The organism is Sneathiella litorea, assembly GCF_009882915.1.
Taxonomy (GTDB): Bacteria; Pseudomonadota; Alphaproteobacteria; order Sneathiellales; family Sneathiellaceae; genus Sneathiella; species Sneathiella litorea.
Genome location: NZ_WTUW01000001.1, coordinates 1,243,505 through 1,264,857 on the forward strand (window position 1 = coordinate 1,243,505; position 21,353 = coordinate 1,264,857).

General features: G+C 49.9%; 21 protein-coding genes. 6 read left to right on the forward strand and 15 right to left on the reverse strand.

What is annotated here, in order from left to right; genetic code table 11:
• Positions 1-5 precede the first annotated feature (5 nt).
• Genes GQE98_RS05995 through GQE98_RS06005 form a run of 3 tightly spaced genes read left to right on the forward strand, consistent with a single transcriptional unit; the run spans position 6 to position 2,386 of the window.
• Positions 6-371: a response regulator gene (locus GQE98_RS05995; protein ID WP_161314705.1), complete on the forward strand. Its 366-nt coding sequence runs from the start codon at positions 6-8 to the stop codon at positions 369-371.
• Positions 372-1,538 carry a protein-glutamate methylesterase/protein-glutamine glutaminase gene (locus GQE98_RS06000; protein ID WP_202526107.1) on the forward strand — a complete coding sequence of 389 codons (1,167 nt, stop codon included), beginning with the start codon at positions 372-374 and terminating at the stop codon, positions 1,536-1,538.
• Positions 1,535-2,386, forward strand: a complete 852-nt coding sequence (locus GQE98_RS06005) for a CheR family methyltransferase (protein WP_161314706.1) — start codon at positions 1,535-1,537, stop codon at positions 2,384-2,386. The genes GQE98_RS06000 and GQE98_RS06005 overlap by 4 nt, the downstream gene beginning before the upstream one ends.
• 107 nt (positions 2,387-2,493) lie before the next feature.
• Here GQE98_RS06005 and ctrA read toward each other — a convergent pair whose 3' ends face one another.
• Positions 2,494-3,195 carry a response regulator transcription factor CtrA gene (gene ctrA, locus GQE98_RS06010; RefSeq protein WP_161314707.1) on the reverse strand — a complete coding sequence of 234 codons (702 nt, stop codon included), beginning with the start codon at positions 3,193-3,195 and terminating at the stop codon, positions 2,494-2,496.
• Positions 3,196-3,383: 188 nt separating this feature from the next.
• Here ctrA and fliI point away from each other — a divergent pair, with 188 nt between their 5' ends.
• Together fliI and GQE98_RS06020 are read left to right on the forward strand one after the other, a co-directional pair.
• The gene (gene fliI, locus GQE98_RS06015) at positions 3,384-4,715 is read left to right on the forward strand and encodes a flagellar protein export ATPase FliI (protein WP_161314708.1); all 1,332 of its coding nucleotides are present in this window, start codon (positions 3,384-3,386) and stop codon (positions 4,713-4,715) included.
• A gap of 33 nt (positions 4,716-4,748) precedes the next feature.
• On the forward strand, positions 4,749-5,171 hold the full coding sequence (locus tag GQE98_RS06020) for a hypothetical protein (protein ID WP_161314709.1): 423 nt from the start codon (positions 4,749-4,751) through the stop codon (positions 5,169-5,171).
• A gap of 121 nt (positions 5,172-5,292) precedes the next feature.
• Here GQE98_RS06020 and trhO read toward each other — a convergent pair whose 3' ends face one another.
• On the reverse strand, positions 5,293-6,198 hold the full coding sequence (trhO, locus tag GQE98_RS06025) for an oxygen-dependent tRNA uridine(34) hydroxylase TrhO (protein ID WP_161314710.1): 906 nt from the start codon (positions 6,196-6,198) through the stop codon (positions 5,293-5,295).
• Between the two features lie 131 nt (positions 6,199-6,329).
• Between trhO and GQE98_RS06030 the strand changes: the two genes are divergently transcribed.
• Positions 6,330-6,683 (forward strand): MmcQ/YjbR family DNA-binding protein, encoded by a 354-nt coding sequence (locus GQE98_RS06030; protein WP_161314711.1) that lies wholly within the window; start codon positions 6,330-6,332, stop codon positions 6,681-6,683.
• On the opposite strand, the gene GQE98_RS06035 is transcribed toward GQE98_RS06030, so the two are convergent.
• From GQE98_RS06035 to GQE98_RS06095, 13 genes are all read right to left on the reverse strand, one after another.
• Positions 6,680-8,431: a hypothetical protein gene (locus tag GQE98_RS06035; RefSeq protein WP_161314712.1), complete on the reverse strand. Its 1,752-nt coding sequence runs from the start codon at positions 8,429-8,431 to the stop codon at positions 6,680-6,682. The two genes, GQE98_RS06030 and GQE98_RS06035, sit on opposite strands and share 4 nt — an antisense overlap.
• A gap of 17 nt (positions 8,432-8,448) precedes the next feature.
• Positions 8,449-9,258: a MinD/ParA family protein gene (locus GQE98_RS06040; RefSeq protein ID WP_161314713.1), complete on the reverse strand. Its 810-nt coding sequence runs from the start codon at positions 9,256-9,258 to the stop codon at positions 8,449-8,451.
• Positions 9,255-10,367 (reverse strand): flagellar biosynthesis protein FlhF, encoded by a 1,113-nt coding sequence (locus GQE98_RS06045; RefSeq protein WP_161314714.1) that lies wholly within the window; start codon positions 10,365-10,367, stop codon positions 9,255-9,257. The genes GQE98_RS06040 and GQE98_RS06045 overlap by 4 nt, the downstream gene beginning before the upstream one ends.
• A gap of 11 nt (positions 10,368-10,378) precedes the next feature.
• Positions 10,379-12,493 (reverse strand): flagellar biosynthesis protein FlhA, encoded by a 2,115-nt coding sequence (flhA, locus tag GQE98_RS06050; protein ID WP_161314715.1) that lies wholly within the window; start codon positions 12,491-12,493, stop codon positions 10,379-10,381.
• A gap of 41 nt (positions 12,494-12,534) precedes the next feature.
• Complete coding sequence (flbD, locus tag GQE98_RS06055) at positions 12,535-13,905, reverse strand: sigma-54-dependent transcriptional regulator FlbD (protein WP_161314716.1); 1,371 nt, start codon at positions 13,903-13,905, stop codon at positions 12,535-12,537.
• Positions 13,906-13,925: 20 nt separating this feature from the next.
• Positions 13,926-14,702, reverse strand: coding sequence for a MotA/TolQ/ExbB proton channel family protein (locus tag GQE98_RS06060; protein ID WP_202526108.1), 777 nt, complete (start codon positions 14,700-14,702; stop codon positions 13,926-13,928).
• 18 nt (positions 14,703-14,720) lie between these two features.
• On the reverse strand, positions 14,721-15,017 hold the full coding sequence (gene fliN, locus GQE98_RS06065; RefSeq protein ID WP_281351257.1) for a flagellar motor switch protein FliN: 297 nt from the start codon (positions 15,015-15,017) through the stop codon (positions 14,721-14,723).
• 104 nt (positions 15,018-15,121) lie between these two features.
• Entirely contained in the window at positions 15,122-15,808 is a 687-nt protein-coding gene (locus tag GQE98_RS06070; protein WP_161314717.1) for a FliH/SctL family protein, read from the reverse strand.
• Between the two features lie 13 nt (positions 15,809-15,821).
• A complete protein-coding gene (fliG, locus tag GQE98_RS06075) occupies positions 15,822-16,835 on the reverse strand; it encodes a flagellar motor switch protein FliG (protein WP_161314718.1) in 1,014 nt (337 codons plus the stop codon).
• Positions 16,836-16,849: 14 nt separating this feature from the next.
• Entirely contained in the window at positions 16,850-18,535 is a 1,686-nt protein-coding gene (gene fliF / locus GQE98_RS06080) for a flagellar basal-body MS-ring/collar protein FliF (protein WP_161314719.1), read from the reverse strand.
• Between the two features lie 250 nt (positions 18,536-18,785).
• Positions 18,786-19,085, reverse strand: a complete 300-nt coding sequence (sciP, locus tag GQE98_RS06085) for a CtrA inhibitor SciP (RefSeq protein WP_161314720.1) — start codon at positions 19,083-19,085, stop codon at positions 18,786-18,788.
• A gap of 151 nt (positions 19,086-19,236) precedes the next feature.
• The gene (flgE, locus tag GQE98_RS06090; protein ID WP_161314721.1) at positions 19,237-20,559 is read right to left on the reverse strand and encodes a flagellar hook protein FlgE; all 1,323 of its coding nucleotides are present in this window, start codon (positions 20,557-20,559) and stop codon (positions 19,237-19,239) included.
• Between the two features lie 62 nt (positions 20,560-20,621).
• Positions 20,622-21,314: a flagellar hook assembly protein FlgD gene (locus GQE98_RS06095; RefSeq protein WP_161314722.1), complete on the reverse strand. Its 693-nt coding sequence runs from the start codon at positions 21,312-21,314 to the stop codon at positions 20,622-20,624.
• Positions 21,315-21,353 lie beyond the last annotated feature (39 nt).

Consider the following 21,353-nt stretch of genomic DNA (forward strand, 5'->3'; position numbering starts at 1 on the left):
ATTCGATGCCATCGTGTTTGATTGTTGATGATTCCAAAGTTGTTCGCATGGTCGCGAAACGCATTTTGGAGGATTTAAGTTTCGGTATCCTTGAAGCGGAAGACGGGAAAGGGGCCCTGAATACGTGCCTTGAAAAAATGCCGGATGTCATATTGCTCGACTGGAATATGCCGGTAATGAATGGAATAGATTTCCTGCGGACACTCCGCAGTTCCGAGAATGGCGAGCAGCCTGTCGTCATTTTCTGTACAACCGAGAATGACATGGCGCATATTCGCGAAGCTATTTCCGCGGGCGCAAACGAATATATTATGAAGCCATTCGACAGGGCAATTATTGAAGCGAAATTCTCACAGGTGGGAGTTCTCTAAGTGGTGCACGCCAACACGATAGCAAAGCTGCAGGACAAGGGCACGAGTGATCCATACCGGGTGATGATCGTCGATGACTCCGCGGTAATACGCGGGTTCTTGACGAGGTGGCTTGAAGCTGAAGCGGATATCGAGGTTGTTGCTATAGCCAACAACGGCGTTGTGGCCCTACGCGAGTTCCAACGCACCCGCCCGGAGTTGGTTATCCTGGATATTGAGATGCCGGAAATGAACGGCCTGACGGCATTGCCGCAACTTGTTGAAATGGATCCGGATGTTCAGGTTATCATGGTGTCGACCCTGACGCGGCGAAATGCCAATGTCAGTTTGAAGGCGCTGTCTAGTGGTGCTGCTGATTATATTGCGAAACCGGAATCAATCAGGGTAGCCAATGAAAAGGAAGAGTTCCATCGTGGCCTAATGCAAAAGGTTCGGGCACTTGGCGCAACTCGACGTTCGAGAAACAGCATAGCGAATAATGTGGCAGCACGACCGCTATTGAGACAGGTTTTACCAAAGCAGAGACGAACACCTTTAATTTCAGAGAAAAATTCTCTGAAATTACGGCCTTTAGAGACTGGCTTCGAACCTGAAGTGATTGCCATTGGAGCTTCCACGGGGGGACCGCAAGCGCTCTTTAAAACCTTTGACGCGCTGAGAGGCAAAACCAGTCTGCCAATATTAATTACACAGCATATGCCCGGCACTTTTACGACGATTTTGGCAGAGCATCTGAACAAGATTTACGACAAGGATTGTGTTGAGGCAACTGACGGTGAAAGAGTTCTGGGCAATCGCGTATATGTGGCTCCGGGAGGTTGGCATATGACGGTCGCTAGAAGAAATTTGGATGTAGTTATTGAGCTGAACCAAGAACCGCCTGAGAATTATTGCCGTCCCTCGGTTGATCCAATGTTGAGAAGCCTGGCCGATGTATATGGTCGACATGTACTCGCGGTTATTTTGACAGGCATGGGACAGGATGGGCTGGACGGTTGCAAAAAACTTGCGGAGTCAGGAGCAGTGGTGATCGGCCAGGATGAAGAAACAAGTGTTGTTTGGGGAATGCCAGGGGCCGTCGCGAATGCAGGCCTTTGTAATAAGGTTTTACCATTGCAGAAAATCCCCGTTGCGATTGAAAATTTAACTTGTGGGGGGCCAGTATGAATAGTCAGGACTTCCAACTGTTCAGTAATATCGTCAAATCGCGCTCCGGGCTGGTATTGACCGAAGAGAAAGTGTATTTGCTGGAAAGCAGGTTGGTACCTCTTGCACGGAGGCGCGGCCTGGAAAATCTTGAAGCCTTGGCAGATGAAGTACGTCGATCCAATGACGAACATCTTCTGGAAGAAATTACTGAGGCGATGACGACCAACGAAACGTTTTTCTTCCGCGATACCAAGCCTTTTGACACTTTCCGTGACGCGGTGTTGCCGCAGTTGTTGAAACAGCGGGCTGCGAAGAAATCGTTGCGCATCTGGACAGCCGCATGCTCGACCGGGCAGGAACCTTACTCCATTGCTATGTTGCTGAAGGAAGAGGCCGCCAAAATGGCCGGTTGGCGTGTGGAAATTATGGCAACCGATATCTCGCGCGAAGTTTTGGAAAAAGCAAAGGCTGGGCTTTATTCTCAGTTTGAAGTGCAGCGGGGCCTTCCCATTCAGCTTTTGATGAAACATTTTCATCAGGTTGGTGAGATGTGGCAAATCGATAGCTCCATACGGGCCATGGTTAAATTTCAGCCTAAAAATCTTCTGGAAGATCTAGGAAGTGTCGGGCAATTTGACGTTATTTTCTGCCGTAATGTCCTGATTTATTTTGACCAAATAACAAAAAGCAAGGTGTTGAAGGAGATCCATAAAGCTTTGGCCGATGATGGCGCGCTCTTCCTGGGAGGTGCAGAAACAGTCCTTGGCATTTGTGACAGCTTTAAGCCGATAGACGGTCAGCGGGGAGTTTATACTTCAGCTGATGGCGGTCTGACGGCCGCGCCACAAGCTAATTCTGCCGCATAATTCTAAAAGGTTCTTTGGTGGGCCATATTTCCTATAAAAAAGCACCCCCGCAGTATTTTCGGTACTGCGGGGGTGCTTTTTTAGGTCTTCTCGCTAACTGAATGTAATTAACTTGCCCGGGCTTGTAGGTTCTCTTCTGGATCACGAAGAACATATCCTCGTCCCCAAACGGTTTCGATGTAGTTATCTCCGGCGGTCGCTGCGGCGAGTTTTTTGCGTAATTTGCAGACAAAAACGTCGATGATCTTCAATTCAGGCTCGTCCATGCCCCCATAAAGATGATTGAGGAACATTTCCTTTGTTAATGTCGTCCCTTTCCGCAAACTGAGAAGTTCAAGCATGCCATATTCCTTGCCTGTCAAATGCAGGCGCTGGCCACTAACTTCAACAGATTTGGAGTCAAGGTTGACCGTTAGCTTTCCGGTCTGAATTGTGGACTGTGCGTGACCTTTCGAACGACGGACAATTGCATGAATTCGTGCAACAAGTTCATCTTTGTTAAAAGGCTTGGTCAAATAGTCATCGGCGCCGAAACCCAATCCCTTAACCTTGTCATCAGGTTCGGACATGCCGGATAATATCAGAATGGGTGTCCCTACCTTGGCCGTACGAAGCTTTTTCAAGACGTCGTATCCAGACATATCAGGTAGACCCAAATCCAGTATAATAATGTCATAGTCATAGAGTTTACCGAGATCCACACCCTCTTCACCGAGGTCGGTGGTGTAAACGTTTAGGCCCTCTGCGCTCAGCATCAATTCAATGCCACGAGCCATAGAGCTATCATCTTCTATCAATAGTACCCGCATATACTGTACCTCCTGTACGCAACTATTATTAACAACTTAACTTAACAATTAGTTAAAACAAAAGATAAAAATTAACTATCTTTATTAACCTCGTATGACGGTATTTACGAAACTTTAAAGTGTCTCAGGCAAAATGACTTAACCAACTGAAATCAGGGTTGCGGAAAAAGAATAGCGAGGCGTCTTTCGTGAAGAATATTATTTCGGAAATCAGCAGGGTTCCTACAGCCCAATATTACGGGCGCGTGGTCGCAATCATGGGATTGCTGGTTGAAATTGGTGGCATCCAAAGACACTTGAGTATCGGTAGCCGGGTTAATTTACGGGCCCGTGACGGTGGAAAGGTTGAATGCGAGGTCGTTGGGTTTCGAGATGAACGCGCGTTGCTAATGCCGTTTGGGGTGCTGGAGGGCATTGGTATAGGCTGCAAAGCGGAAATCGCGGAGCGGGACCCGGTTATCTTTCCGAATGAGAGCTGGCTCGGGCGTGTCGTCAATGCGATGGGGGAGCCGATAGACGGCGGACCACCGCTAAAGCCCGGAAATAAGGCGGTACCCTTTCGGAGTGCGCCACCGCCTGCACATACGCGGCAACGGGTTGGTGAAAAAATAGATCTTGGCGTCCGCGCCCTAAATACATTCGTAACCTGCTGTCGTGGCCAGAGAATGGGAATTTTTTCCGGTTCTGGTGTGGGCAAGTCTGTCCTTTTTTCAATGCTTGCCCGGAATACAGCGGCAGACATCAACATAATTGGTCTTATCGGTGAACGTGGCCGAGAGGTGCAGGAGTTCATTAAGGATGACCTCGGCGAGGAAGGACTGAAGCGAAGCATCGTTGTTGTCGCGACATCAGATGAATCCGCTCTTATGCGACGCCAGGCCGCTTATCTGACGCTTTCGCTGGCGGAGTATTTCCGTGATGAGGACCGCGATGTGCTTTGCCTGATGGACAGCGTCACCAGATTTGCCATGGCACAACGTGATATCGGTCTATCGGGCGGTGAACCTCCAACGAGTAAAGGTTATACGCCAACGGTTTTCAGTGAATTGCCAAAATTACTTGAGCGTGCCGGCCCCGGTTCCGGCAAGGGAAGTATTACGGGCCTTTTTACCGTTCTTGTTGAGGGCGATGATCATAATGAACCGATAGCGGATGCCGTCCGGGGAATTCTCGATGGTCATATCGTAATGGAGCGACAGATTGCGGAGCGAGGACGTTACCCGGCGATCAATGTTCTTAAATCTGTCTCCCGAACCATGCCAGGATGTAACAGCGACGCCGAGAACGTCGTCATTTCGAAGGCGAAACAATATCTTGCCGCTTATGAAGATATGTCAGAAATGATCCGCTTGGGTGCCTATCGACAAGGGGCGGATCCATTAGTTGACGAAGCTATTCACTTCTTCCCCATGCTGGAGAAGTTCATGAGCCAAGGGAAGAAGGAACGGACCAGCCTATCCGAGTGTTTTACCGCGCTTTCTGAAATTCTTGCGCGGGAACCAAATTTTGAAACGGCATAATTTCGGAGCTGATGCTATGAGGTCGAGAAGAATATGAAGGGCTTGGATAGTCTCATACGGGTCCATAAATGGAAACTTGACGAGAAACGGCGAGAGCTTGCTGATTTCGAAAACCTGCGGGCAGGTTTTGTCAAGCAATTGCGATCTCTTGAGGAGGAGCAACAGCGAGAGCAGGATGTCGCCGGTAATAATCCGGAGGTCGGGTTTTCGTTTGCCAATTATGTCGCCGCCGCCAAGCAGCAAAGAGAAAATATCCAGGCGAGCATTGCGGAGGTTGATGACAAGCTCACGGAGCTGAATGAAGAGGTGCGTGTCTTGTATCAGGAACTAAAAAAGTACCAGGTCGCACTCAATGCCCGGGAGGTAAGGGAGAAATATGAGCGCAACAGGATCGAACAGATGGGCCTAGATGAGCTTGCGATCGAGCTGCATCGGCGCAAAAGCCGGGCGCGATAACATCACCATACCGTTATAACATAATTAAAATTATTTCTTACTCGCGCTGCACCGTTAAGCGGCTGGTACTAAGAAAATCATGAGAAATATCTCAGTGGAATACCGGTGACAAAAATTGGCTTTACTTGTTGCCAATATGGATTTCGTTTCGTGCTTTTGCGAGAGTGATCTGTTTCTGGCGGTCCGCAAACCGTTTTTTCTGATCTGCGCTTAAACTATCATGGCAGCGCGGGCAGGAAACCCCCTCCATATATAGTGGCGACGTCTTATCCTCGTCCGTAATCGGATAGCGGCAGGCATAGCATTGGTCATACGAGCCTTTTTCAAGATCATGGTTGACCGTGACCCGTTGGTCAAACACAAAGCATTCACCTTCCCAGCTACTTTCTTCTTTCGGAATTTCCTCGAGATACTTCAGAATGCCGCCTTCGAGGTGATAGACATTCTCAAAGCCCTTGGAGAGAAGATAGGAGGTTGATTTTTCACAACGGATACCGCCCGTGCAGAACATCGCAACTTTCTTATCCCGCACAGGATCAAGTTTTTCCTCGACGAATTTCTTGAATTCCCGAAAGGTTTTGGTTTCCGGATTAATAGCCCGCTGAAAGGTACCAACCTCAACTTCATAATCATTGCGCGTATCAATCACTAAGGTTTCTGGATCGCTTATCAAAGCATCCCAATCCTTCGGCTTAATGTAGGTGCCAACTGTTTCACGTGGATTGAGACCCGCTGCGCCGAGAGTGACGATTTCCTTCTTGAGGCGAACCTTCATGCGATAGAAAGGCTGAACTTCATTAAATGATTCTTTGTACTGCAAATCATCAAACCTGGAATCAGCTTTAAGAAATGCAAGCAACGCATCGATGGCCTCCCGCGTACCGGAAACCGTGCCGTTAATTCCTTCTTCAGCAAGAAGAAGCGTTCCCTGAATATTTTTCTCCTGACAAAGGGTGAGCAGTCGTCCCTGCAACTCCTCATAGTCAAGCAGGGCTACAAATTTATAAAGCGCTGCAACAACGAACATCACTCGTTTTCCTGTCTGTATAGAATTGCCCGCGAATATGGCGTAGCGGTAGCGATCTATCAAGATCGAAATTTGAAATGTAATTGAAGGAATGCTGGTATGATCAGGTGCCGTGAATGGAGAAATAGACGATGACGCGAAAAGAGTTTGATCGTTTCTGTGGCTCACTGCCCGCCACCGCCAATGTTATTCAATGGGGGAATGCATCTGTCTGGAAAGTCGGGGGAAAGATTTTTGCCATCTGTTCCAACTGGGGCGCGGACGAGACAGATAAAATCAGCTTTAAATGTAGCGATCTTACCTATGCAATACTAATCGAACAAAAAGGGATTATACCAGCTCCCTATCTTGCGCGGGCGAAATGGGTGCAGCTGGCCTCCTTGGACGCTATGCAGGATCAAGATATTAAGGTTTATATTCGCGAAGCCTATTCCATTATAAAGTTGAAGCTAACCAAGACCATGCGCAAAAAGTTGGGACTCTAGGTGTTTGCGCCACTCATCGGGCAACTCTCCCATTCTGCCAGGGGGTCGATGGGGAAAGAAGGGACTGTCTTGAAAATCAATTGCCCCTTAAGGCCTGAAATTTCCATATGTTCATTGAAAAGCTTGCCGATATGAAGTCGCATCTCTTCCGGTATGGCCTGATGGCTACGAATGGCCAGATCAAATAAATGGCGCTTAAATAGCCCGTCGAGCTGAATCTGTCCGTTTTTCGTCAAATTAAGTTCGATTATAAAACGCGTTGTATCCTTCTCATTGTCAGTATTGTTCGGGTTTTTATGGTTCCGCAGAAACATACGGACCTGCCGGAGATTAGTGCCGTCAAAGAAGGGGAAGTTAAGGGCCTTCCAATCTTGCCCTCCAGGCTCAGACTGCAGCCTTGAAAAAGTAGCGAAATCATCTTCGAGTGCATTTAGAAGCGAATTGCGGCCAGCGGCTTTCAAGGCAAGCGTAAAGTCCTGACCCAGCCATTTTTCAATAGAACCCAGATTGAGCGCCGCCATGAAAAATAATAGAGTGTTTGATAGTTGTGCATTGGCCTGCGGCATAATTTGACTGATAACAGTTTGGGCAATGATGGGGTCATGATGAGCAACAAGATTAAGTGCCTCACGGAGGTTCTGCCAGTCTCCCATTGCACCGATCGCCGGTAGTCGTCCGCCGGCTTGCTGAGCTTCCGCATTGGGAAGGGGGAAAGCTCCAATATTGTTTGCAAGAGCAAACTGTACCGTTGTTCCCGTCGCAAGAGGTGTCGAGGAGTTAAAGGACAGTGTCCCTAAAGGTGTTTGCAGGGTCACGCGGCTACTGCCATTTGTCGCCAGTTCTGTGCTTGCGGCGATAACAGTACCTTGAAAAAGTCCAGGACGTGAAGATAGCAAACCGTCCATCTGTTGTGGCCGAATGATGAGATTAATTTTGGCGCCATCCACGAGTGAACCTGAACCTTTCGATGCATCACCCTTTGCAAGAGCAGACAGGCGCAGGATATCAGCTTCGACAACATGAAATTGGTTGCCGCTTGAACTTATTGACGTCCCATAGGGGGAAGAGGATGCCGGGGCTGAAGGGTTATGGTACCTTTGATACGCAGCTAAACCCTGCTGGTTCATTCCGAGTGATCGACCATCTTGAATGGTGGCGACGCTGCCCGAGGATGAGGCGACGCGCAGATCAGGCATCATTGCAGATAACGGAGCAGGTATTTTGGGGAGCATCGCCTCCGCTTTGACACCGGGGAGCAGAGAGGCAAGAGCCTGCATACCCGCTTTTAATTCGAGTGGATGTAATTGTCCGGCTTTCAAGTAGCCTTCCGCCCCGGATGCTGTCTTTTCAACGGTGGGTAAAAGGCGGATGTCGAGGGGCGGTGAAATATCCTTGCCATTCATGGAGAGCAGCCGCGCTAAAATAACTTCCTGTAACTCGATGACCTCAAAGACGATATGGCTCCCGAGTGGCAGCGGGGTGGGGGTTGTCATTCGAAAATTGCCGAATTCGGTATGCAGGACAACATTCTCATTCGTGGATTTGGCCATAACCACGGCATTTATCGGGGTGTTTTCGCTGATTGTCGCCGCGGGTTTGGGCCGGGGTGTATTTGTAGGCAAGCTGCTTTCGTTACCTGGCGCGGTTGCAGGTGCGGCAGGTGTTATCGGCCCCTGACCGGAGGCGGGAGAATTAGCGGTTCCCGTCAAACCTGACGGCACGCCGGATGGTGAGCGAATGCCACTCATTCATCATCACCGCATAACTATGCAGTCCCCTTTATAATTCCATGGGCAAGATCATCAATATTGCCTGCGGCTCGACTGGTTGGATATCGCGTCATTAATCCAGACTGAGCGCGGATAGCGTTGGAAACCTTTTCGTCCAGCTCGATGATGCCGGCGAGCGGAGGTTCAAATTTGAGAAAATTCCGGCATGCACTGAGCAGCTTTTCATAAACCTTTCGGCCTTCTGCTTCCGATTTTGCCATATTAACCAGTACCCGCAGGTCGGCGCCGGGCATAATTTGCGATGTGACCTTTATATACGCATAGGCATCGGTGAGTGACGTCGGATCGCCGGTCGTTACGACCAGCTTTGGCCCCAGTCCGTTTGAAAGTGTTTTCACCGCATCATCGATGCCTGCTCCAAGATCCAAAATTATAAAATCATACTTGTTGCCGAGGATCGTTAGATCTTCACGGACTTTCTTTAGCTGTCCGACAGACATCGTGCTGAGCGTGCCAGATCCTGATCGACCCGCGATAAGATCAAATCCCCCTGCCGCGCACTTAAAAATCACATTTTCCAGGGTCATTTCCCCCGTGATGACGGTCGCCAGATCCTTTTCGGGCATAATCCCGAGCTGGATGTCCACATTGGCAAGTCCTACATCACCATCAAAAAGCAGAACCTTTTTTCCTGCTTTGGCAAGCGACTGGGCGAGACTAATGGCAAGAACTGTTTTTCCGACACCGCCTTTGCCTGAGGCTACAGTAATCAGGTTATTACCGGAGGCTTGCGTCGCTGGGTGCATCGACGGGCGGTTGCGAAGTGGGCTTTCAGTCTGAATCATGGTTTTACCTTATCAAATTCTTTGTCGACTTCAGATCGTGTCGGATCTCTAAGCAGAAGCCTGGCGAGGTTAACTGGATTGATAGTATGCAATCCCTTAGCAACGGAGGAAGAAACACTGGCGTATGAAAAGCTGAGTTTGGCGGAATGGGCGGCCGTGAAAACCCCTCCATATCGACGCGTGGTGTCAAGGCGTGTGACGATCATGCGTCGCGCGCCCAAGACCGCAAAACCCTCCGCGGTATCACTCATTTCGGCGGTATCTGTGCCTGCCGCAAGAACCGCCACGGGCTCCGCCTTTGCAGCGATGATATGCCGGGTCAGTTTGGTGACCTCCTCTGTATCATAAACATTGATCCCGCCGGTATCGATGAGAATGTCTGTACTCTCCGTCAGCTTTCTTTCATTGACAAGTGAGGCGAGCTGTTCCGGCGTCTTGGCAATATCGAGACCAAACCCAAGAATATCTGTATATGCTTTGAGCTGCTCGACAGCGCCGGCTCGGCTGGTATCTGTGGTGATAATATGAACTTTGCGTTTTTCCCTATTGGCGGTCGCTGCAAATTTGGCAATCGTTATGGTTTTCCCAACACCGGGAGGCCCTACTAGCATTATTGGTGTTTTTCGGCCGATAACCTTCGAAGAGTATTTGAAATGGCTGTCCAGTGCGGCGGCTAGTGCCATTCCGGTATCTTCTGTATTGATGGAGAGTGCCGTTCGGCATAGCTTTTCCGCTAATTTCGTCGGAATCCCGTGATAGGCCATGGATTGAACCAGAGATTCCATCTTTGGCGTAACTTGAACCGTGTTAGGTTTCTTCCTTGTCGCGGAAGCAGAAGGTTTCGTGGATGCTTTAATGTTGGCTTGACCATTTGGCTTCTGGTGCAACGGATCGGCGGCTTCCGTTTTCCAGTCACTATCCCACTCCTCCGCCCAGCCATTTCCATTTAAAGGCGCTGGAGTATCCACCTGCTCAATCGCAGCAGTCAGCTGGACATCTCCAGTATCCGTATTCTGGCTGGAGAGAATGATTGCTTCCGGTCCCATTTCCAGGCGCAACTTGTTAATTGCCTTCTCCATGGTTGGGGCTGTGTAGGTCTTGATCCGCATCTATCGCTGCCTTAAACCTGCGCCAGTGTTTTTAGTTTGGCTTTTGGGTGAATTTCATTCTGTGACATGATCACGGTTGACGGACGGAAGCGTTCAATAATGGACCGGACATACGGACGGATAGCAGGGCTGGTCAGCATTACCGGATTGTGGCCCTGTGTTGCCAGCGTTTCGAATACCTCTCTTACTCTTGCAATAAACTCCTGCAATTGACTAGGCGCCATGGAAAGTTGCCGATCGTCGCCCTGCCCAATGATGGCATTGGCGAAATTCTGCTCCCATTGCGGTGTTAGTGTAATGAGTGGGATATAGCCATCGTCAGCTGTATTTACTGCGGAGATTTGCCGGGCCAGTCGGGCGCGGACATGCTCTGTAATGATATTGATGTTCTGTGAGTACCCGGTAGCTTCAGAAATACCCTCCAGAATAGTTGGTAGATCCCGAATGGAAACGCGTTCTGAAAGAAGGTTTTGCAGGATGCGCTGAACGCCACTTACCGAGATATGCGTCGGGATCAGGTCGGCGATGAGCTTCTGATGAACGCTTGGCAAGTCATCGAGAAGTTTCTGTGTCTCCGCATAGGATAACAGGTCCGGCATATGATCCTTCAATATCTCTGTCAGATGGGTGGTGATAACGGTTGCCGGATCAACAATTGTGTAACCACGGAAAGACGCTTCTTCACGCTGGCCCGTATCAACCCAGACAGCGGGCAAGCCAAATGTTGGCTCTACTGTCTCTTCACCAGGAAGATCGATATGCTGTCCCTGGGGATCCATGATTAGAAGATTATTAGGCCGAACATCGCCAGCACCGGCCTCAACCTCCTTGACTCTGACAAGGTAATTATTTGCGGGCAGCTGCATGTTATCGAGGATGCGCACACTTGGCATCACGAAACCCATTTCACTGGCAATCTGTCGGCGCAGGGCCTTGATTTGATCAGTAAGGCGATAGCCTTCATTGTCATTGATCAGAGACAGAAGACCGTAGCCGAGCTCAAGCCGCAAATCGTCAATCGCAAGGGCCGTGGAGATTGGCTCCTCCGCTGGAACTGCCGTTTTCTTGTGATCAATCTTTAGCTGTTCTTCCTCGAACGCTTTAACCTCCTGTCGGCGGTTCAGAACAAATGCGGAATAGCCAATGCCGCCTGCCAAAATCAGAAACGGAATCATAGGTACGCCGGGAAGAAGAGAGAGGCCGACCAGCAAGAAGGAACTCACGCCGAGGGCACGGGGGTAGCCACCGAGCTGGCCCAGCAAGGCCTTGTCTGTCGTGCCAACAACGCCGCCGCGCGATACCAGGAGGCCTGCGGCGACAGATACAATCAGAGCCGGGACCTGGCTGACCAGGCCATCACCAACAGTGAGAAGCGTGTAGCTGTCCGCGGCGGCCGCAAAAGACATGCCTTCCTGAGCAACACCAATAATGATGCCGCCAATAATATTGATAAAGGTGATCAAAAGGCCCGCGATTGCGTCGCCCCGAACAAATTTTGATGCACCGTCCATGGAGCCGAAAAAACCGCTTTCGTCCTCCAGTTCCTTGCGGCGTGTGCGGGCCGTATCCTCATTGATCATGCCTGCAGAAAGGTCTGCATCGATTGCCATCTGCTTGCCTGGCATCGCGTCGAGGGAAAAGCGAGCTGCGACTTCAGCAATACGGCCAGAACCCTTTGTGATGACGATAAAGTTCACCAGTACCAGAATGGAAAATACAATGATCCCGATGACGAAATTGCCACCCATGACAAAACTGCCAAAGGCTGCAATTACATGTCCTGCCGCTTCCGGGCCGGTGTGTCCCTCCGAAAGGATAAGGCGTGTAGACGCAAGGTTGAGTGCCAGCCGCAACATCGTTGCAATCAGAAGTACAGTCGGGAATGAGCTGAAATCCAATGGCTTGGAAATGAACAGGCAGGTCATCAGGATCACGACGGAAAAGGTGATCGAGATGGCAAGGCTAAAATCAAGCAACCAGCTTGGCATCGGCAGGATCAGGATGATCAGGATACAGACGACACCAAGTGCCAAACCGATATCACTGCGCCCGACTACCTGCCTTATCCGCTGAAGAATTTCACCGCTTCCCTGAGGGGCTGCTGCTGTTGATTGGGGGTCACTCATTTACGGGGCACTTTCAAGAGCTTATGGAGTTTTACTGGTGTTTACGCACGAGCCTGATAACGGTTGTCCCCAGTTGCCGCCGGGATGTTGACACCATCATCGGAATAGAGCTTCAGCTTATTGCGCAAAGTCCGGATTGAAATACCGAGAATATTCGCAGCGTGTGTTCGATTGCCGAAACAATGGTCAAGCGTGTTCAAAATGAGATCCTTCTCAACGTCAGCGACTTTCCTGCCGACGAGGGAACCTGCGCCCGCCGCAGTAGCCGCAACGCCATTCTCGGCAGAGGCAGTCTGATTGGATGGTGTGGCACTGCCATCCGGCATCAATATTGCCTCCCCGGTTATTGTATCGCCCTGACAGAGGAGAACAGCGCGGTGGATAGTATTTTCAAGCTCACGCACATTCCCTTTCCAGGGGTTAAGCTTGAGCTTGGCCATCGCGCTTTCATCAATACGGCGTTCGCTAAGTCCGTTTGAATCAGCGTATTTCTTTGCAAAATGCTGCGAGAGAACCTCGATATCTACGGGCCGTTGGCGAAGCGGCGGGATTTTGAGAGTCACGACATTCAAACGAAAGAGCAGATCTTCGCGGAAGGTTTTCTCGGCGACTGCTTCCGCAAGATCGCGGTTAGATGTCGCGATGATACGAATGTCGACAGGAACCGGTTTTGATCCGCCCACGCGATCAATCACTTTTTCCTGAATTGCACGGAGGAGCTTCGCCTGCAGTTGGATATCCATTTCGCTGATTTCATCAAGCAGCAGGGTTCCACCGTTTGCTTCTTCAAACTTACCGATACGCCGGGCAATTGCACCGGTGAAGGCTCCTTTTTCATGACCAAAAAGTTCTGATTCCAGCAAATTCTCAGGGATTGCAGCGCAGTTTACGCAAACAAATGGCTTATCAGCACGGTTGCTATGTGAGTGCAGATAACTTGCCATGACTTCCTTACCTGTTCCGGTTTCGCCATTGATCAGAACAGACGCAGATGAGGGTGCGATTTGCTCTGCCAAATTGACGACGTCCTTCATGGCGGGATCAGCGAAAACGAGCTTGTTGTTCTCCTGGGATACTGCTTCCAGGACTGCTGCGATCAGTTCGGGATCAGGCGGCAGAGGAAGAAATTCTTTGGCACCGGCACGGATGGCGTTTGCCGCTGCGGTTGCGTCGGTGTTTACGCCGCAGGCAATGACGGGGAGATTGATCCGTTCGCCGGAAAGCATACTGACAAGGTTCTTTATCGGCAGATTGACGTCAATCATGGCCATGTCCGCACCCTTGCCCGCCCGCAGGGACGCCATTGCCATCTCGATATCGTCCACATGACTGACCTTGGCACCGCGCGAGATGGCGATCTGGCTGGCAGCGCCAATCTGACCGTTCAGGGAACCAATTATAAGCAACCTCATCGACTTACTCTCCTAGTATCTTAACTGTAGAACTGCACGCGGTTTGCGGGCGGCAGCAGGGTGTTCAACAACATTTCAAGGCGGCGGGGGTTTTCCTGCCGTCCGATGGACGCTGCACCGAGCATAAATACCCGGTTCAATAAAACTTCTTCCGCAGAGTTACGCTCCAGTTTGGATGCCAGCGGATTAAAAAACATATTTGCGAGAACGGCTCCGTAGAATGTCGTGAGCAGGGCAACGGCCATGGCTGGTCCAATACTGGATGGGTCATTCAGGTTACCCAACATTTGTACCAGGCCAACAAGTGTCCCGATCAGGCCCATCGCCGGCGCGACTTCTGCTGCCTTGCGTAGAACGCTGGAACAGGCGTTATGCCGTGCGATCATGCCATTTAAATCATTTTGCAGAATGCGATTGACCTCTTCTGCGGGCAAGCCGTCAACAACAAGTTGCAGCGATTTGCGCTGAAAGCTGTCCTCCTCAAGAGACTGCAGATAATCTTGCAGATGCAACACTCCCTTGCCGCGGCATTTATCGGCGAGATCAAGCATGGAGTAGGCGGCGTAGTTCGGTGTTACATTTCGCGTGAATAGGGTGTTCAGAATTAATCGTTGGGCACGGATAATGTCAGACAGGGAAAAGCTGATCATCGTAACCAGAAAGGTTCCACCAAGCACCAGCAGGACAGACGGCAGATTATAGAATGAGCCGATTGAACCTCCGAGCAAAACGGCACCTGTGACAAGCATAAAGCTGCCAAACAGACCCAGAACCGTTGCTAAATCAATTTTATTCACTGCGTTACCCGTTGTTTTCTAGCGGCGATCCGCTTTGATGATTTCTGTCATCGTTACGCCAAGGCGGTCCTCTACAACAACGACCTCGCCTCGTGCAACCAGACGGTTATTTACATAAATATCAATTGCTTCACCAACTTTACGATCAAGTTCAATCACTGCCCCACGACCAAGTTTAAGAAGCTGGCTCACCCGCATCCGTGATTTGCCAAGAACGGCTGTCACATGCACCGGGATATCAAAAACAGCTTCAAGATCCGCTGCTGTGCGGGCAATCTCTGTATCTTCATCCGTATCAATGTCATCGGAAGCCATGTTATTGGCAGTTTCCTCAGGGATTGCTATGTCGGTTTCCGGGGCTTGCGGTTTACCCAAGTCTTCGAGATTGAGTTCTTCATCTTCTGCCACGTTATCACTCCTTAAAATTGGTCAGCTGTCGGCTGATCCATATCATTCTTGAATTCCTGGTTTTCGCCACGGTTCGAGCGAATAAAACGATTGATCACTTCTTCAAGGCGCTGCTGAATGTCTTCAAGACGGCGCTCCGTGCCACCATCAGCCCATTCAACCCGGCAATCTCCCGCGTGTTTGGTCTCGTCCGGGAGTAGGATAATACTCCCCTGAAAAGCAGAGCGACTGGTAAGATCATCAATTTTCTTGGAGATCTTGTCGCATACCTCTGCATTCGCCCGAACGACTATCCGTGGTTCATCGTGAAGATCGATGAGGCATTCTTCGATCAGTTTCTGTACTTCCGCTTCCGGCGTGAGGTCGATGAGGGCGGGCGCAAACTTTGAGGCGATGGAGAATGCAAGATGGGCTGAATCCTGCTTGATAACGTTCATTCTCCCATCATGTTCGGATGCAAGTTGCGCCAATTGGGTATTGATTGCGCTCATCGTTTCAGCAACGGACGTTTCAATTCCCTGCAGTGACTGGTTTTGCCCTTCACGCAACCCGTTTTCAAAGGCTTCGGCTTTAAGCGCTTCGACATCGCTTTTCGTGTATACCATTTCTTCTCGCTCAGCTTGCTTTGGCGCTTCATCAAATGATGAAGAGTCCGTGCCGAACTCAGTATCGAAAAGAAATCTGTTGGTAGCAGCCATGTCTAATTGCACCTTAGTAAATTAACTCGTCATCGCCGCCACTTTCGGCCAGCATTATTTCGCCGTTATCGGCAAGCTCTTGTGCCGTATTAACAATTTCCATTTGCGCTTCGTCCACGTCTTTCAAGCGAACCGGCCCCATGGCTTCCATATCCTCGCGGAGTATCTTTGCTGCCCGCTCTGACATGTTTGTGAAAAAGAGGTCACGAAGGCTTTCCGAGGCACCTTTCAGGCAGATACCCAGGCGTTCTTTGTCGACATTCCGAAGCAGTGTTTGAACACCAGCGGGATCGAGCTTGAGTAGATCTTCGAATGTGAACATCAACGCTTTGATCTTCTCTGCGGAGTCCCGATTGCGTTCTTCTAAAGCTGAAATAAAACGACCCTCAGTATTGCGATCGAAATTATTAAAGATTTCCGCCATCAATTCGTGGCTATCGCGCTTGTTGGTTTTCGCAAGATTGCTCATGAATTCACTGCGCAGAGTATCTTCGATCTTGTCGAGCACTTCCTTTTGAACTGATTCCATTTGTAACATGCGATTCACGACTTCGAGGGAGAAGTCTTCAGGCAGTGTCGATAAGACCTTTGCCGCGTGGCCGGGGCTAATTTTGCTTATGACAACGGCCACGGTCTGGGGATATTCATTCTTGAGATAGTTCGCGAGCACCTGTTCGTTAACATTTGCCAGCTTGTCCCACATGGTCCGACCTGCGGGACCACGGATTTCTTCCATGATACCCTCGACCTTGTCGCCGGAAAGCGCCTTCATCAGAAGCCGTTCTGTGGCTTCATAGCTTCCGACGATGTTTCCGGTAGAAGAAATCTTACTCGCAAATTCGACGAAAAGCGCTTCCATCACCTCCGAGGAGACAGATCCTAGATTTGACATCGCCTGAGAAATCTCCTTGATCTCCTCTTCGTCGAGGCGAGTCCAAAGATCCTTTGTATGCTCATCTCCGAGGGCGAGCATCATGATGGCGGCCTTGTCCGGACCGTTTAGATATTTTGTATCAGTTATTACCATGAAATGACGGTTCCTTACGCGTCGTGATAGAGCCAGCTACGAAGAATGGAAATTGCTTCGTCTGGATGTTTGTCTACGATTTCACTGACCTTGTTGAGGGCCGAGGTCTTAACCTGACCATCAACTTTATCGAGATCAATCATGTTATCGATTTCATTGAGTGTTTGAGATTGTGCAGGATTTCCAGCTTGTCCCTGGCCATTGGCGATCGCCGGTACGGAGCCGCCACCACCCAGCACACCGGCCGCAGCAGCGCCACCGGGGCCGGCAAGCGCGGGCGTCGCACCGCCAGCGGTGAGAGCGCGATTTAGAAGGGGTCGGACAACCAGCAAAAGTGCGAGAATCGCGACTATTACAAGGACGCCCATTTCACCCATTTTGAAAAGATCGGCTTTCGTCAGGCCCATGAAAATATCGTCAGTGATGACTTCTTCATCCGAGAAATTCTCTATTACCTCGGCGAACGGCATATTAACGACTTCGACGACATCCCCGCGTTCCTCATTATAACCTATCGCTGATTTTACAAGGCGGCTGACTTGTGTAAGAGCTTCCTCGCTGAGTGGTTCATAGGATCGGGTGCCGTCCGTTGCAGTTTCAGACCGACCATTGACCAGGACGGCGACAGTGAGGCGACGAACCGGGCCGGATTCACGCACTTCTGTCGTAATGGTTTTTGAGATTTCGTAATTAACTGTCTCTTCTGTCCGCGATGCGGCATTCTTGGAGTTGGAGCCACCACCATTATCGGCGTCTGCTTCAGGAAGATTGTTGGCGACGGAAACAGCGGGATCGATGGAAGTACCTTCGTTTGATGAGCTGTTTTCCTCAACGAGCTGCGAAGATCTGACGACCTGACTATCCGGATCATAAGTTTCGGAATGAATTGTGCGCTGGTCAAAATCCATGACGGCACTTACTTCTGCTCTGATATTGCCGGGGCCCAGGGATTTCTCCAATAGCTTCTCGATCTGTTCTTTCAGGTGACTTTCATAAGCGATGCGCTTGAAGTCATTTTGTGAACTGAAGCCGGTACCCGGTGTTTCCTTGCCGTCGCCACGGGCGAGCAGGTTGCCATTTTCATCAACAATAGAAATATGTGATGGTGAAAGGGAAGGTACAGCAGATGCTGTCATATGCTGAATAGCAGCAATCTGGTCATCCGCAAGTCGGCCCCGACCATTAAGTTTCAACACTATAGAGGCGCTGGCTTCGCGTTTGTCGCGGCTAAAGACTTCCCGCTTTGGAAGCACAAGATGGACACGGGCGGCGGACACATTATTCAAGGCACGGATAGTGCGTGCAAGTTCGCCTTCAAGAGCCCGGACGTAATTTACGTTCTGCACAAAACTGGTCGTACCGAACGTATCGGAGCTGTCAAAAATTTCGTAACCAATGGAGCCGCCATTCGGGAGGCCTGCCTCCGCCATTTTCAGACGCACCAAAGCTACCTGGTCATCAGGAATGAGGATATCGCGGCCGTTACCGCCAATCTGAAACGGAATATTCTCTGTTTCGAGCCTAGAAACGATTGCCGCAGAGTCGGATGGCTCCAGACCACCATACAGCAGGGCATAATCCGGGCTGCTGATCCGCGTTGCCATTAGCATGATCAACGAAATCAACCCGACGGCCACACCGCCGAGGATCATAACCCTCACTGTTCCCAGACTTTGCAGAAGCTGGCTTAATCCGTTCACGTTGATGCTCCCACTCACTTAAATTACTCGTAAAATTTGTTCCACTTCATGAACGATACGATGAGGAGATAAACAAGTGGTTAACGGCAGGCAATATTTGCCGGGTATGTGGAAATTTTTGCCTAGTAGATTTTCTTTGGCGTTAAATGCCTTCTAAAGCCCGGATTTTGGATACGGGCTGCTCTGGCCAAAATAAAAGCCCGACATTTCCTGCCGGGCTTTTTACAAAAGAGAATAACAAGTAAATTAACTAGTCACTTTTAAATGTTGAATCATTGGGACGGTACTCCTGGATCCGGGTCGTCCGAAGACCCGGTAGACCGTGCTTGTCAATTGCTTTTTGCCAGGATAGGAATTCCTCGACTGAAAGCGTGTATCGACGACATGCATCATCCAGGCTGATCAATCCACCGCGAACAGCGGCAACGACTTCAGCCTTCCGCCGGATAACCCATCTCTTGGTATCTTTCGGCGGTAGATCATGAATCGTCATGGGTTGACCGTCCAGTCCAATAATCCGATTTACTTTGCGGTCCATTTGCGACTGCATCTGCACTCTACCTCACTCTTACATTTCGCCTTGATTTGAGATAATAGGCCCATCGATTTAACAAACAGCTAATGAGGTTGGTTAATTTTATCTTCATGGCAGAAAGGCTTAATTCCTGCCATGAAGAGGTCGACTGTAGGGCTTTAGGGAACTATCGTTTCAGGCGGATTAGTTCTTCAAGCATCTCATCTGCCGTCGTAATAATTTTACCGGCCGCCGAGTAGGAGCGCTGGGTAATAATCATACGGGTAAATTCTTCCGCAATATCGACGGTTGAAGCTTCCGTTGCTGAAGAAATGATGGTGCCGGCACCGCCTACTGTAGCTTCACGCAGAGTGAAGGCGCCTGACTCAGGCGTTTCATCATAGGCATTGCCATCACGGTTTTGCAGTCCGTTTGGATTTGCAAAAGTTGCAATCGGAATTTTATAGATTTCCTTCGATGTACCGTTGTCGAATTTGGCAATCACGGTTCCTTCTTCATCAATATAGACAGAGTTGAAGGCACCAAACAATGCACCGTTTACTTCCGAGGATACGAGTTCGGAATTTGACGCGAATTGGGTGAAACCGTCTGAAAGACCATCGCTGCCGAAGTTCAGGGTAACGGCCTGTGGCGTATCAATACCCATAGCCGCAGCCCAGGGAATCGTGACCGTATTCGAGAGCGTTGTAGATCCCATATCCAGCGTTCCGTCGGAATTAAAGGCGAGAATGTCTGAGCTCAGCATATCCTCGTTACCATCACCGTCGATGTCTGCTGTTATTTCGACCGTCCATTCATTTGGAGTCGCCCCGCTGCCTGTCCGCAGATAATTAAAAGTGATGCTATGGGCAGACCCCATGCTGTCGTATATCTGGAAAGAGCGGACAAAGTGAGGATCAACAGTACCACTTGTCATATCGCCAGCGACATAACCGGCCCCATAGGTTGCCTGATCCGAGGAGAGGTTAGCCTTGAGGTCAATGGTTGAGGTTGCTTCGGCGTTACCTGTAAGGCCTGTGATATTAACCGGAGTTAGTGCGGCTAGATTTGACTGGTTGGCAGGAATATTACCAGCAGCGTCAATTTCCCAGCCCTGAAGATAGTACCCTTGGGCATTACGCAGCAGGCCTGCAGCATCAGGTTCAAAAGTACCCGCGCGAGTGTAGACATAGTTTCCGCCGGATGCACTCGGGTCGGCTGCGTCCGATACGACGAAGAAACCATCGCCTGCAATTGCCATATGTGTTGTGGAGCTTGATCCCGTGACCAGGCCCTGCTGATCAATCTGCGCGCGCGGATGTACAAGGACGCCGCCGGCAGAATATGTTGTGTCCGTTGCGCTTTCTGTCACCAGTGTCGAAAAAATCGCATTAGTGCCCTTGTAGCCAATGGTGTTGGAATTTGAGATGTTGTCCGAAATGGTTGCCATCGCCGTTGATTGCGCGGCCAATCCAGATACACCTGAAAACATTGCTGCTGTTAAACTCATTTTTTCTCTCCTATTTTACCGCCCACCTAATGAATGGCGAAAGCGTCTTGGGTTGGCCGCTATCAAGCGGACGGATCAGTAGTCGTTGGTTCAGTTACAGACGTGATATAGCTAAGGCCAATTGGGACATCGCCAACCTTCAGGACAGCTTCGCCATTGATCGTTTCTATACTTGTGGCCGTACCTTTAAAGCTGTAGTCGACATCGATGGAACTGCCACCTTCGGTTTCGGCGGTGACCACAAGGTAGTAGGCGCCATCACCTGCCTGGGTTCCGCTATTGGTTGTGCCGTTCCAGCTGTACTGCTGTTCACCCGCTGCAGCGCTATTTTGGGTTTCAGAAAAAACGATATCGCCATTTTGGTTATAGACATCGTATTTCACGGCCGCAGCGCTACTACCAAGATCGATGTTCCAGGCCGCATCACCATTATTCAAGGCTGCAACATTAAGATTTGTCCCGATGGATTTCCCGAGATAATTAATCATCGTCGCGCCCATCATGTTCTGTTGTGATATTTGTTCCAACTGAACTAAGGCTTCCAGATTCTGGTTGGTTGCAATCGCCTGTTCTACGGAACTGAAATTGACCAGCTGGTTTGTAAATTCCGTTGTGTCCGTCGGATTAAGTGGATCCTGATTGGTCAGCTGAGTTGTCAGCAGCGTCAGAAAATCATCGAAATTACTGGCCAGGTCCGTTTGCGCTTTAGCCGCAGCGCTATTCTGGATCTGGGATGTGGAAGTTATTTCGGGCATGGTTCAATACTCACTTTTTGGAAATAATTTCAAAACAAT

Coding starts and splice junctions, on each gene's coding strand:
- GQE98_RS06035 (WP_161314712.1), bottom strand. CDS start 8,431: ATGAGTGGCATTCGCTCACCATCCGGCGTGCCGTCAGGTTTGACGGGA.
- fliG (WP_161314718.1), bottom strand. CDS start 16,835: ATGGTAATAACTGATACAAAATATCTAAACGGTCCGGACAAGGCCGCC.
- trhO (WP_161314710.1), bottom strand. CDS start 6,198: ATGTTCGTTGTTGCAGCGCTTTATAAATTTGTAGCCCTGCTTGACTAT.
- fliN (WP_281351257.1), bottom strand. CDS start 15,017: ATGGCTTCCGATGACATTGATACGGATGAAGATACAGAGATTGCCCGC.
- GQE98_RS06030 (WP_161314711.1), top strand. CDS start 6,330: ATGACGCGAAAAGAGTTTGATCGTTTCTGTGGCTCACTGCCCGCCACC.
- ctrA (WP_161314707.1), bottom strand. CDS start 3,195: ATGCGGGTACTATTGATAGAAGATGATAGCTCTATGGCTCGTGGCATT.
- flhA (WP_161314715.1), bottom strand. CDS start 12,493: ATGAGTGACCCCCAATCAACAGCAGCAGCCCCTCAGGGAAGCGGTGAA.
- GQE98_RS06040 (WP_161314713.1), bottom strand. CDS start 9,258: ATGATTCAGACTGAAAGCCCACTTCGCAACCGCCCGTCGATGCACCCA.
- GQE98_RS06095 (WP_161314722.1), bottom strand. CDS start 21,314: ATGCCCGAAATAACTTCCACATCCCAGATCCAGAATAGCGCTGCGGCT.
- GQE98_RS06005 (WP_161314706.1), top strand. CDS start 1,535: ATGAATAGTCAGGACTTCCAACTGTTCAGTAATATCGTCAAATCGCGC.
- GQE98_RS06045 (WP_161314714.1), bottom strand. CDS start 10,367: ATGCGGATCAAGACCTACACAGCCCCAACCATGGAGAAGGCAATTAAC.
- GQE98_RS05995 (WP_161314705.1), top strand. CDS start 6: ATGCCATCGTGTTTGATTGTTGATGATTCCAAAGTTGTTCGCATGGTC.
- flgE (WP_161314721.1), bottom strand. CDS start 20,559: ATGAGTTTAACAGCAGCAATGTTTTCAGGTGTATCTGGATTGGCCGCG.
- GQE98_RS06070 (WP_161314717.1), bottom strand. CDS start 15,808: ATGGCTGCTACCAACAGATTTCTTTTCGATACTGAGTTCGGCACGGAC.
- flbD (WP_161314716.1), bottom strand. CDS start 13,905: ATGAGGTTGCTTATAATTGGTTCCCTGAACGGTCAGATTGGCGCTGCC.
- GQE98_RS06020 (WP_161314709.1), top strand. CDS start 4,749: ATGAAGGGCTTGGATAGTCTCATACGGGTCCATAAATGGAAACTTGAC.
- sciP (WP_161314720.1), bottom strand. CDS start 19,085: ATGCAGTCGCAAATGGACCGCAAAGTAAATCGGATTATTGGACTGGAC.